The sequence below is a fragment of the Dactylosporangium thailandense genome, from assembly GCF_059739745.1.
In genome coordinates, this window is record NZ_AP029195.1 from 1,259,684 (window position 1) to 1,271,967 (window position 12,284).

The 12,284-nt window shown below is 74.7% G+C and carries 8 protein-coding genes; all 8 read right to left on the reverse strand.

The window, feature by feature from the left end:
• Window positions 1-14: 14 nt before the first annotated feature.
• The 8 genes from AC6JBM_RS05355 to AC6JBM_RS05390 all read right to left on the reverse strand — a co-directional run bounded on the left by AC6JBM_RS05355 (window position 15) and on the right by AC6JBM_RS05390 (window position 12,148).
• Window positions 15-338: a DUF3140 domain-containing protein gene (locus AC6JBM_RS05355; protein WP_497982510.1), complete on the reverse strand. Its 324-nt coding sequence runs from the start codon at window positions 336-338 to the stop codon at window positions 15-17.
• On the reverse strand, window positions 328-534 hold the full coding sequence (locus AC6JBM_RS05360) for a hypervirulence associated TUDOR domain-containing protein (protein WP_497982511.1): 207 nt from the start codon (window positions 532-534) through the stop codon (window positions 328-330). Before AC6JBM_RS05360 ends, AC6JBM_RS05355 begins: the two co-directional genes overlap by 11 nt.
• 86 nt (window positions 535-620) lie before the next feature.
• Window positions 621-1,763 (reverse strand): glycoside hydrolase family 12 protein, encoded by a 1,143-nt coding sequence (locus AC6JBM_RS05365; RefSeq protein WP_497982512.1) that lies wholly within the window; start codon window positions 1,761-1,763, stop codon window positions 621-623.
• 340 nt (window positions 1,764-2,103) lie between these two features.
• Window positions 2,104-2,946: a hypothetical protein gene (locus tag AC6JBM_RS05370; protein WP_497982513.1), complete on the reverse strand. Its 843-nt coding sequence runs from the start codon at window positions 2,944-2,946 to the stop codon at window positions 2,104-2,106.
• 38 nt (window positions 2,947-2,984) lie between these two features.
• Window positions 2,985-4,817, reverse strand: coding sequence for an SCO2524 family protein (locus AC6JBM_RS05375; RefSeq protein WP_497982514.1), 1,833 nt, complete (start codon window positions 4,815-4,817; stop codon window positions 2,985-2,987).
• Window positions 4,818-4,823: 6 nt separating this feature from the next.
• A complete protein-coding gene (locus AC6JBM_RS05380) occupies window positions 4,824-9,410 on the reverse strand; it encodes an AAA family ATPase (RefSeq protein ID WP_497982515.1) in 4,587 nt (1,528 codons plus the stop codon).
• Window positions 9,407-10,312, reverse strand: a complete 906-nt coding sequence (locus AC6JBM_RS05385; protein ID WP_497982516.1) for an SCO2523 family variant P-loop protein — start codon at window positions 10,310-10,312, stop codon at window positions 9,407-9,409. Before AC6JBM_RS05385 ends, AC6JBM_RS05380 begins: the two co-directional genes overlap by 4 nt.
• Window positions 10,313-12,148 (reverse strand): SCO2524 family protein, encoded by a 1,836-nt coding sequence (locus tag AC6JBM_RS05390; protein ID WP_497982517.1) that lies wholly within the window; start codon window positions 12,146-12,148, stop codon window positions 10,313-10,315.
• Window positions 12,149-12,284: the final 136 nt, after the last annotated feature.

The following is a 12,284-nucleotide window of genomic DNA, read 5'->3' on the forward strand; positions in this document are numbered from 1 at the left end:
CCCCGGCGGCGCCGCTACCGCTTGAGCGGGTCGTGGCCCCAGTTCATGAGCGAGTGCCGCCAGCGGGTGTCCGTGACGTCGCCGGACGGGCGCTGGGCGAGGTGGCGGTGCACGTACCCGACGACCTTGCGCATGTGCGCCTCGTCCGCGTCGGTCAGGTCGGCCCGCTTCGTGTGCAGGATGCGCACGATCCGCCGGCCGCTGTCGTGGCCCACCGACTCGCCGCCGCCGCTGCTCTGCCCGGCCGCCTTCGACTCCTCGGTGCCGAGCCAGCGCTCCAGCTCCGACGCCGTCATGTTGACCGCGTCGCGGAACTCGGCGTACGGGTCACCGGTCATCGTCGAGCGACTCCTCCTTGTGCACGGCGGTGCGGCCCGTCTTGTCGCTGCGCACCTCGTACTGCGGCTCGTCCGGGGAGGCCGCGACCGTCCGCCCGGCCGCCTCGGTGCGCGAGGTGATGCGCCGCTCGACGGTGCCGTGGACCTTCTTGCCGTGGCTGCGCCAGGTCACATGGTCGCCTTTGCGAAACGTCATGACCTCCGACTACCCGCAGCTCAGGACCGGTAACGTCGCATTTTTCCGGCGCCCGGGGCGGCGCCGGAGCGCCGCCCCGGCCGAACTCAGCTGTAGTCGAGCGTGAAGGAGTTGCAGACGAAGTTGGACTTGCCGGCGGTACCGCTCAGCTCGAAGCCGAACTGGACCTGCCCCACGGTCACGTCGCCCCACCAGCCGTTGGTGCGCAGCCAGTTCATGACGGCCAGCACGTCCACGGTGCCGGAGCCGGTGCCGGCGGTCCGCACGAACGAGAACACCGCGTTGGCGCCGTTCGAGCCGCGGTACACGTTCCAGGTGTGCCCGCCCACGCTCACGTTGCGGGCGTTGGGCACCGCGCCGTTGGAGTCGTAGGACTCCGCGATCGGCCCGACCGCGCCGTGCTGGTTGGTCCAGATCATGACCTCGTAGGCGTTGTTGTTCGCCCAGATGTCGTACGCGGTCTCGTAGTCGCCGTCGGCGGCCACGGACACGTTGAACGTGCTGCGCACCGAGCCCAGCGAGCTCAGGGTCCGGTTGAGCGTCTTGCCGGTGTGCGGGTAGGACTTCACCCCGCTCGTGCGCGGGTGCTCGGCCACGACGCCCCAGTTCATCCCGGTGCGCGCCCAGATGGTCTGCGGCCCCGCGCCGCCGCCCCAGACGTCGTTGATCACGGTGTACCCGTTGTTCGTCCACTGGTCCCAGGCGCCCGTCGCCACCCAGGCGGCGTCGGAGGGCACGCCGCCAGGGTTGCCCGACGTCGGCGTGGGCGTCGGGGACGCGCTGGTGCGCGAGGGGGTCGGCGTCGGGGAGTTCGTCACGGTACCCGTGCAGGCCGTCCCGTTCAGCGTGAAGCTCGACGGCACCGGGTTGCTGCCGGTCCACGAGCCGTTGAAGCCGAACGACGCGCTCGCGCCGGTGGCGACCGAGCCGTTGTACCCGGCGTTCCTCGCGGTCACCGTGGAGCCGCTCTGGGTGACCGTGGCGTTCCACGCCTGGGTGACCGTCTGGCCGGCCGAGTACGACCACACGACCGTCCAGTTGGAGATCGGGTCCCCGAGGTTCGTGATCGTCACGTTGGCCCCGAACCCTCCGGGCCAGGAGCTGCTGATCTGGTAGCCGACCCGGCACCCGGCGGCGGCGGACGCGGGCAGGGCGATGGCCACGGCCCCGGCCGCCCCGACGGCGACCACGGCCCCGAGGGCGAGTGCGAGCGTGCGGGTTCTTCGCATGGCGGTACGACCCCTTCTTCCGACCGTTCGTTGTCACGGCCACTGTCGATGCGCTTCGACAGCGGGGTCAACATGCGCCGTCACAGACCCGCCGAACCCGACGCAAACGCGTGAAAATTACCGGCCCGGGGCTGCCCCGCACTCCCGGTCCATGACCCGCCTGCACACCGGCCGCGGCGCCGCCCACCTCGCCCGCAGCGCGCCGCAGCGCCTGGAGCGCCCAACCCGGAGCGCCGCATCGGCGAGGGCACGGTCCTGCTCGCCGACGCCGAGGTGCCCGTCGCATCGTCGCGGCCGTCCTGGCCCGCGTGCTGACCGCTGACCGCCGCCCTGATCTGAGTCAGCCGGCGTAGGGCATGATCGCCGCGGCCGTCAGCCCGCACGCGAGATAGCCGCCCAGGGTGTGGAAGTCGACGACCCCGAGGTACGCCTCCTCGTGCTGGTCCACCGGAAAACGGTCGCCGAGGCGCTTCGGCACCGCGACGAGGTCGCCCGGGTCGGCGATGTTCACCCAGCGGCCGACGCCGGGCGGTCGCCCGCCGCGCCCGTCGGCCGGCTCCGGCTCGAGGGCCTCGAAGATGGCGCCGGGGAGCCCGAGCGGCGAGCCGAGCGTGATCAGCAGGTCGACCTCGGCCCCGGTGGCGTGCAGCGTCTCGTACGCCACCACGGTGCCGAGCGAGTGCGCGACGAGCACGCGCGGCCGGTGCTGCTCGATGGCGCCGGCCACGGCCTGCCGGACCCGGGCGCGCACGGCCGGCCGGGTCAGGTACACGTACACCTCCCGCAGCACCGCCGTCATGACCCGCGCGAGCGCCTGCGGGCCGACGCTGCGCCGCCGGGCGAGCCAGTCCATCGCCTCGCGCAGCGGCGCCGTCGCCGGCCCCTGTGCGACCTCCGCCGGTGCGCCGAGCTCCCGCAGCCACTGCCACAGCATCGCCCGCTCCGGGGGCTCCAGGGCCTCCAGCGGTACGCCGGCCGACTGCGCACCCTGATCGAGCAGATGGGCGTAGTAGGCCGCGGCGAGCTCCGGCACGGGCACGTGCCCCAGGCCCGCGGCGCGGTAGCCCTCGGCGAGCCGGGGCCGCAGCTCCCCGGCCATCGCGGTGGCGGCCTCCGGCGGGCTCAGCGCGCCGCGTAGGTTCGAGATGCCGTGCACGGTGAGCACGCGGCGTTGGTCCGGCATCGGGTTCCCTCCCGGGGCGGCTCGGGGACGGCGTGGTGTCAGTCGGATTCGGCGTTCATCCGGGCGACGCCGAGCGCGTCGAGCCGGCGCATGGCGTCGAGGATCAGCGCCGTGGCGGCACCGGGGTGGTCGTTGAAGATCTCCCGGGCGCGCCGCAGCCCGTTGCGGGTGCCGTCGAAGTCGTGCCGCATGACGTCGCCCGGGGTGCGGGTCGAGGCCCGCAGCATCTCCTGGTCGAACATGCGCTCGGCCTCGGCGAGCAGGTCCGCCGCGTATTCGGTGAGCCGCTCGCTCGGCGGTGGCGGGTCGGTCAGGCTGCCGGCCGTCACCACCAGGGCGCGCACGACCCGGGCGGTGTAGAACCACGACGGCCCGGCGAGCTCCGGCAGCTCGGCGAAGACCTGGTTCGGCTGGTCCCACAGCCGCATCAGCCCCGCGTGGCGGCGCCGGCTCAGGTGCGACCAGATCGCGTCGGCCAGGTCGAGATGGCGCTGGCGCTGCTCGGTGGTCTGCGTCTCGCCGGCGACCCGGGCGGTGCACTCCAGCAGCAGCGGCGCGTAGTCGTTGAAGGCCAGCCCGACCTCGGGGCCGATGGTCTCGGCGCCCGGGAGGCGCACCACGAAACCGGGATGATGGTGGACCAGGGCGGAGTCGCCGGCCATCGCCCTGCGGTTGATCCGGCCACGGGTCGCCAGCTCCGACAGCACCGCGCCGAACCGCGCCCAGCCGTTCGGCGTCGCCGGGGCACCGACGCCGCCGATCGTCAGCCAGGCGACCATCACGGTGAAGTAGTCGGACTCGGACCCGTCGCTCGTGCGCCACGGCACGTCCTCGATCGGCCAGGCGCCGTCGCCGAAGGTCGCCATCGTGCTCCAGAACGCGCGGGTGACGTCGCCGCGCCGGCGCAGCTCCTGCGCGAGCCGCTGCTGCTCGTCGTTGAGCAGGCCGAGCAGGCGGGTCCGTTCCGAGGCGAGCTCGTCGATCGCCTGCATCGCCTCGACGGTGAACACCAGATAGGGTTCGTCCTCGGCCACGCCGTCGGGCTGGATCTCGACCGGATCGCTGGTGGGCACGGTCGGGGCGTCCCGCACGACGCCCCAGCTCCAGCCGCACTCGAACAGCTTCGTCGCGGCCTCGTCGGTGATCGCGCCCGACCCGATCCTGAAGTCGCGCAACGTGGCCGCGGTGTCCTGCAGCTCGAGGCGGAGCCGCTCGAGGAGCCGGCGCCGGGGCAGGGCGGTCTGGTTGGTCCGGCCCAGCATCACGTCGCCCGCGGGCGAGTCGTCGTCGAAGGCGTCGACGACGAAGCTGCGCAGCAGGCCCACCATGGCCGCGGAGAGCCGTCGCGACGCCAGGTTCTCCAGGTCCTCGAGATCCTGCTGCAGGACGTTGCGCCGGACGTGCTGGCGGAAGACCCGCACGAAGCCGATGACGGCCAGGCACAGGGTGACCGAGATCGAGTAGGAGGACACCAGGTCCATGGACTTCTGCCGCGGCGTCACCGCCTCCCCGGGCTCGGCGGCCTCCAGGTACCCGTCGCCGCCGAACAGCGCCTGGCCGGTGCCCGGGTCGGTGTGGCGGCCGAAGTACTCCCGCATGACGGTGGTCAGGCGGCGCGGGACCTCGCGGGAGTCGCCGATGCGCTGGACGGCCTGCAGCACCCCGTCGGTGGTCTCGTCGGGGCTGTCCAGCGCCATGCCGGCCACCTGCGTCGCCGGGTACAGCAGGCACAGCAGCTGCTCGGCGTCGCTGATGGAGTTGGAGTCCCCGCGCCCGCCCCAGCGCCAGTCGAAGTCGAAACCGCCCCGGTACGAGTTCCTGATGACCTCGCGCCAGATCGCCAGCAGCTCATCGGTCGGCTGCATCCGCATCGCCGTTCACCCCTCCGCCGTCGGTCGGTCGTGGATCCGGACGAGCCGGCACAGGTCCTGGCCGAAGCCCGCGAGCAGCGAGCCGTCCGGGCCGGCGGTGACCGTGTGCACGGGCTCGGGCAGCACCAGCGTCTGCGCGGCGGTGTCGCCCGCGAGCGCGGCGACGTGCAGCGCGTTGCCGGCGGCGATGGCCACCGCGTCGCGCCCGTCGACGACGGTGTGCGCCGCCGCGGCGACCGTTTCGCCCGACGGCACCGGGATCCGCTCGGCGGTGCGCGTGTCGAGCCACCAGGTGGTGACGCCCGGGCCGTCGGCGAGCAGGACCAGCGGCCGCCCGCCCGTGGTGACACCGCAGGACAGGACCGCGTCGCGCGAGGCGCGGGGCAGCGTGTGCCGCTCGGCCGTGCCGTCGCGGATCAGCACGAGGCCGAGGTCGCGCCCGGCGGGGATCGCCGCGAGCGACATGCCGCCGGCCCGCCAGGTCGCACCGCCGAGGGGCAGCCCGGTCAGCCCCGGCACCGGGATCCGGCCGCCGTCCTCGAGACTCCAGGCCTGCGCGCGCCCGTCGCGGGACTGGGCGACGGCGACCTCGGCGCCGTCGGCGAGGGTGAGCGCGGCGAACGGCGCCTCGGGGGCGAGATAGCGGCCGGGGGTGCCGCGCGACGAGCCGTCGGCGAGGTCGAACAGTTCCAAGGTCAGCGCCGGCGTGGTGACGACGAGCAGGCCGGTGCCGTCGGCGCGGCGGTGGACCAGCGGCAACGCCCGCCGGCCGGACCGGGCGCGGAAGACGTGCCGGGGCCTTCCGGAGGGCACGTCCCAGGTCCGGTACGTGCCGTCGGCGCCGACGGTCACCGCGATCGTCGCCTCGCCGAGGCGGGCGAACGCGACGGCGGTGACGGTGTCCTCGTGCCCCGGTAGCGACGCGATCGCCTCGCCGCTGCGGGCGTTCCACAGCCGGACCGTCGCATCGCCTCCGGCACCGGCCACCACGGCGGTCCCGTCGGCCAGCAGGCACCACTCGATCACGGTGACCGGCCCGGCCGACCCCGGCATGACCTCGCGGTGCCGGCCCGCCAGGTCCCACACGCGCGCGGTCCCGTCGGCGGCGGCCGTCACGGCGACACCTCGTCCGTCGGCGAGCCGCGCGCAGTCGATCGCGGTCACCCCGCCGGTGTGCCCGGTCAGCACGTGCCGGACGTCGCCGGTGTCGAGGTCCCAGACGCGCGCGGTCCCGTCGGCGCCGCCGGCCACCGCGAGGAGCGTCCCGTCCTCCAGCTCCAGCCCGGAGACGGCCTGGAGCAGGTCGGTGCTCCCGGCCAGCACCGCGGACGGCTTCGTGGGGAAGTCGGGGCGATCGGTGTCGAGCGACCACACCCGGGCGTTGCCGTCGGTGTGCGCGGTGACGGCCACCGCGCCGGGGCCGTCGCCGAGGCAGACGGCCGCCACCGCGGAGCTGCGCCCGGCCTCGAGCTTGAGCGGGCGCAGGGGATCGGTGACCCAGGCCGCCACCGAGCCGTCGACCGCGGCGCTCACCGCGAGCGGCCGGCCCCGCCGGCCCGCGATCGCGCGGACGGTCCGGTCGTGCCCGCGCTCGGGCCGGCCGTGGTCGCCGCCGCCGGCCAGGTCCCGGACCTGGATCGTGCCGTCCACCGTCGACGCGGCCAGGATCAGCGGCTCGCCGTGCACGGCCGCGAGGGCCAGCACGCCGGCCCCTCCGCGATCGTCCAGGACGTGGCGGAGCGTCCCGGTGGACAGGTCCCAGGTCCGCAGGCCCTCGACCGAGTCGGCCGTGACGGCGACGGGGGTGCCGTCCGGCAGGGTCGTGACGGCCACCGCGACGAGGGGGTGGCGATGGCCGCTCAGCACGCCGCGCAGCGTGCCGTCCGCGATGCGCCACACCAGCGCCTCGGCGCCGGCGGCCATGAGCACGACGTCCTCGCCGTCGACCCGCGCGAGCGACAGCCCGGTGACCGGGGTCCGGCCCGGCGCGGCGAGCACATGGCGCAGGCCGCCGTCGTCGGCGTCCCAGACCCGCACGGTGCCGTCGGCGCCGGCGGTCACCACGACGTCGGCGTCCTCGGCGGTGCGGTGACAGGCGACGTGCCGTACGGCGGCGGTGTGCCCGACGAGCGTGTGCCGCAGCGCCGAGTTGATCGTCGTGGCGGTCGCCCACACGGGCCGCCACTGCCCCAGCCGCCCGGGCACCCCCGCGGCGGCGAGCCGGTCGGTCAGGTCGGCCCGGCCGTGCCGGACCGCGTCGAACAGCAGCAACGCGTGGCGGATGTCCGGGCGGTCGGCGAGCTGGCGGTGCCGCCAGTAGGACGTGCGGTACACGGTCGCCATGGTCGCGCCCGCCGGCGTGGCCGCGCGGTGCAGATGCCGGGCGACGACGTCCGGGTCGGCGTGGACCATGAAGTCGGCGTCCGCGAGCAGCAGGTCGGCCTCCCCGGCCGCGGCGGCGTGGTCGAGCGCGTGGCGCAGCACGTACGGGTCGGCGGCGGCCCAGCCACCGCCGGCCGGCACCGTGGCGATCAGGCGGCGCAGCAGCGCCGCGTGGGCCGGCCGCGGACCCGGTCCGGCCGCCGCGCTCGTGCCGTTGCCGCGCTGCAGGTGCTCGGTGAGGGCCTTGTGGAACAGCCGGTACAGCGTCGTGCCGCGGCTGTCGACGTCGCGGCGCAGGTAGAACCGGCCGCGCTCCAGCGCGTCGGTGATGTCCCGCCGCGACGCGGGGCCGGCCTCGGCCGGGGCGAAGACGCCGGCGCAGGCCTCGACGATGCGCCGCGGCATGCCGGCCCCGAAACTGTGCGCCAGGGTGACGAGCGTCGGGTGGAACCACGGGTGCTCGGGCGCGGCCAGGTCGAGCTCCAGCACGCCGGGCAGCGTGCGCGGGACCATCTCGACGACGGCCGCGGCGGCGGCCGGTCCGGGCGGCGGCGGGAGCCGGGACAGGTAGTTGACGAAGAGCCCGGCGACGAGGAACTCGCCCCAGCGCGGCTGCGTCTCGTCGGCGACGGGCGCGGCCAGCCGTTCGGCGATGCCCGCGCCGAGGATGCGGCGCACGTCGTGGCGGCCGTCGACCCGGTATCCGGGGTGGGCCCGGAGCAGGTCGTCGACGTACGCGCTCAGGTCACGCTCGAGCTGGTCGCGGGGCTCGTCGTCCAGGTCGGTCAGCTCGCCACCGGCCTCGGCGCGCTCCAGCAGCGGCTGGGTCATCCGCCAGTGCCGTCCGCTGCGGGCGCCGACGAGCAGCCGGGCCGCCGGGGTGCCGTCGCCGCGGGTGGCGTCGGCGAGATCGCGCAGGGCGCGCGAGAGCGCCGCCGGGTCGACGGCCTCGTCGACTGCGTCGACGACGAGGACCGGCGGCCGGTGCCGGTGGCGGATCGCGGCCACGAACTCGGCCACGGTCCAGGCCCGGTGCGCGTCCGGCAGCTCGAGCTGGGCCGCGGCCTGGCCGAGGACGGCGACGATGTCCTGCTCGTAGGCGTGCACGGCGGCGAGATCGGCCACGACGCCGGGGAGGTCGTCGCGGCGGGCCCACCACAGCTCGCGGGTCTTGCCGGCCAGCACCGGGTGGGCGGCGCAGACGAGCATGCCCAGCAGCGCGGACTTGCCGACCCCGGGCGTGCCGGTGACCAGGTGCAGGTTGGTCCGGCCGGCGCGGCCCTCCAGGTAGGCGCTCAGCGCTCGCAGCTGCCGCCCGCGCCCGCGGTAGGTGCCGCCGGAGGCGATCGGCCGGGCCTCGTTCGGCGGGTGCCCCGAGGCGCGGGACATGAAGTGCCAGGCGTCGAAGAGGTCCTCGACGGCGGTGGCGAACTCGCGCAGGTCGTCGCGGACCAGGCCGGCGACGGTCGGCCGGTAGTGCGGGTTGTCGAAGAACGGCGGCCACGCGACCCGGGAGGCGATGTCCACCCGGGTCGCCACGACCGTCTGGGTGAGGCCGTCCTCGGCGGCGACGAGCCGGTCGACCTCGTCGCGGATCTCCTGCGCGACGCGGTCCAGCGGCACGTGCCGGATCGAGGGATGGATGTCGAGCCGGCCGATGTCGGCGAGCACGGCGGCCGTGGCCCGGGTGAACCGCGCCCCGAAGCCCTGGCGCTCCGGCAGGCATCCGGCGATCACCCAGGCCCGTCGCTGGGCATCGGCGATGTCGAACTCCCACTGCACGCGCGCGGCCCGCCCGGCGCCGCAGACGTCTACCAGGAACAGCGTCCAGGGCCGCGTCCCGGCCTCGTCGGTGCGTCGCCAGGGGTCCTCGTGCTCGTCGGTCCCGGTCGCGTCGGCCATCCAGCTGTCCAGGCTCGTGCCCGAGTTGGCCCTGCCGTCGGAGCCGTACACCTGCACCGACCCGCCGTGCGCGCGCCCGTGGCTGACCACGTGCACGATCAGCACGTCCTCGCCGGTGGCCCCGTCGAGGGCGGCGAGCACGGTCCGGGCGAGCTCGGCGGCGGTCGGGTCGGTCCCGTCGGACACGGTGGTGTACCCGTGCGCCGCGGCCGCGTCCGTGAGGCTCGCGGCCGCGGGCGCGGCGAACGGCAGGTCGTCGAGCCCCCCGGAGAAGCGCGACACGGCGATGCTGACCAGGCGCCGGCTCACAGGCCCGCCCAGACCTCGTCGTCGGCCAGGCGCCCGGCCAGCAGCGTGAACGCGTCCACGGTCGCCTGGTTGGCCACGCCGGTGAGGTTCACGTCGTCATCGGTGATGATCTGCTCGCGCCACTGCAGCACGGGGTCGTGCGGGACCGCCCCGAGCAGGTTGACCCGCCCGATGCCCCGGCGGCTGGCGAAGCGCTGCAGGTTCTCGTTGGCGCCCTGCAGCCAGGCGATCTGGGCCGGCCGCAGCCCCGCGAGCTCGGGCCCGCTCGGCTCGGTCACCCCGGTGCGGACCATCCGCGTCGCCTGCAGCAAGGCGTCGCGGTCGTGACCGCGCGCGACGCCGATGTGCAGCAGCCCGCGGTCGCCGTGCACGAAGTCGCTGGTGTTCACGACGTGCTGGCGGGTCCAACGGTGGAAGACCAGCCACCGGGCCTCGACCCGGTGCAGCTGGGGCCCGGCGGTGGCCGCCAGTGCCATGTCGAGGCTGTGGCAGCGACCGGCGGGAAGACTCACGAGGGTGGTGTCGAACTCCTCCTCGAGGCGCAGCAGCAGAACGGCGAAGCGGTCGATCGTCCGCGGGTCGGCGGTGACGTCGTCGGCGCGGCCGCCGGGCAGCAGCACCATGCGCCCGGTGCCCCGATCCGGCCGTCGTAACGTCTCGCGCTCCGACTCGCTCCAGACGTCGATCCGCCGCGGCTCGGCCACCCGGCTTTCGAGGTATTCGTGGACGGAGTCGTCGATACCGCCCAGCGGCTCCTCCACCCGGAAGAGCGCGCGCGCCGTGGGCGGGTCGAGGTCGAGGTAGCAGACGTCGCGGCCCTGCAGGGCACTGCGGAACAGCAGGTTGGCGCCGGTGACGGAGCGGCCGGAGCCGCCGTCCACCGCGCAGGCGAAGGCCAGCACTCAGTCCCCCCAGCCGGTGTCGTGCCGGCGGGCGGCGTCGAGCTGGGCGAGGTCCTGCAGCGCCGCCATGGCGAGCACGAGCGCGGTGCCGGGCCGTTCCTCGTAGCGCTCGTGCGCCTGGTCGAGGGTCGCCCGGATCTTCGTGAGGTGCCGCTCCAGATGCGGGCCGGGCCGGGTCGAGCCGTAGAAGAGCTCCTGGTCGTAGACGTGGTCGGCCTCGGCCAGCAGGTCGGCGGCCGCGACCGCGAGCCCGCCGCTGCGCAGGGGTGGGCCGGCGACCAGCTGCGCCACGCTGATCAGCGCGCTGACGACGCGCTCGGTGAAGCTCCAGAACGGCTCCTCGGCCCGGTAGGCGAACTCGTCGTAGACGCCGGCCGGCTGGTCCCAGAGCCCGGGCCGCAGCCGCCGGCGCAGGATGTGCTCACCCCAGACCTCGTCCACGAGGTCGGCGACCCGCAGCCGCAGCGCGATGTCCGGCCCGGCCCCGCCGACCAGCACCGCCTGCTTGAGCAGCTGCGGGGCGAAGTCGAACAGGTCCCAGACGAGCCGTGGCCCGCCCGAGTCCTCGGAGCCCGCCAGCGGCAGCGGGAACCCCGGATGGTGCAGGGTCATCCACTCGCCGGGGCCGACGCGGCGGGTGAGCCGGGCCCGCCCGGCGAGCTCGGCCAGCACGCCGGCGATCCGGTTCGCGGCCTCCGCGTCCGGCTTGCGCTGCAGGTCCTGGATGACGATGGAGCACACCAGCAGGCTGAGATAGTCGGACTCGATGCCGTCGGAGGCTCGCCACGGCACGTCCTCGAGGGGCCAGCGGCGATCACCGAAGCAGGCGATCCGGGTCCAGTACCGTTGCGTGATGTCCCAGCGCAGCTGCAGGGCACTGGCCAGACGCTGCTGGTCGTCGAAGAGGAGACCGAGCAGGCGGGTGCGGTCCGACCACAGCTCCTGCAGCGCGTCGAGCACGACGGCGGTGGCGGCGAGGTTGGGTGCATCGACGGCCACCCCTTCGGGCTGCCCGACGAGCGGGTCGACGTCCGCCTGCGGCGGCGCCGACGTCGGCACGCCCCACGACCAGCCGCACTCGAAGAGCATGTTCGGGTTGTCGAGCTCGTCCATGTAGGGGCCCAGCCAGATGTCGCGCAGGACGGCGCGGATGTCGACCAGCCGGTCCTGCAGCAGCGCGTGGATCCGCCGGTCCGGGAGCTTGGCCTGGTTGACGACGTCCATGAGGACCCGGCCGTGCGGGGAGTCCGCCGGGAAGACGGAGACGGAGAAGCTGCGCAGCAGGCCGACCAGCGCCGCGGTGAGCCGCAGGCTCGCCAGCCGCTCGGTGCGGGCGATCTGCTCCCGCACGTCCGGCCGGTTCACGGAGCGGCGGAAGACACGGGTGAAGCCCAGCACGGCCAGGGTCAGCCGGACGGAGACGGCGTAGGCGCCGACGGTGTCGACGGCGCGCTGCTCCTCGGTCGGCTCGCTCGACTCCCCGGCGCCCTCCGGCAGGGCGCGGAAGTACGAACCGCCGCCGAACGCCGGTTGCCCGGCCTCGTCGGTGTACGTCGTCAGGTATTCGGCGGCGACCTCGAGCAGCATCCGCGGAATCCTGATCACGTCGCCGAGGGGCCGCAGCGCGTCGGCGATGTCGTCGACCGTCTCGTCGGGCCGGTCGAGGGCGAAGGTGCGCAGCGCGGCGGCCGGCGCCATGATGCACAACAGCTGCTCCGCGTCGTGCACGCAGTTGCGCCCGGCCCGCCCGCCCCAGACCCATTGGCCGTCGCGCATGGATTCCCCGGCCACCGCCCGCCACACGTCGAGGAGTTCGTGACGGGGGCTGATCTTCATGACACTCCTCGTCGCCGGGGCTGACGCGGGAAGCCGGTTTCCGTGAGCCTACGGTAATGACCGCGGCCAACGCAGGAGGTCGCTCGGGCGAGTCGGACCACCCGTTCGGCGCATGCGTTCCGCAATGATCGTGGCC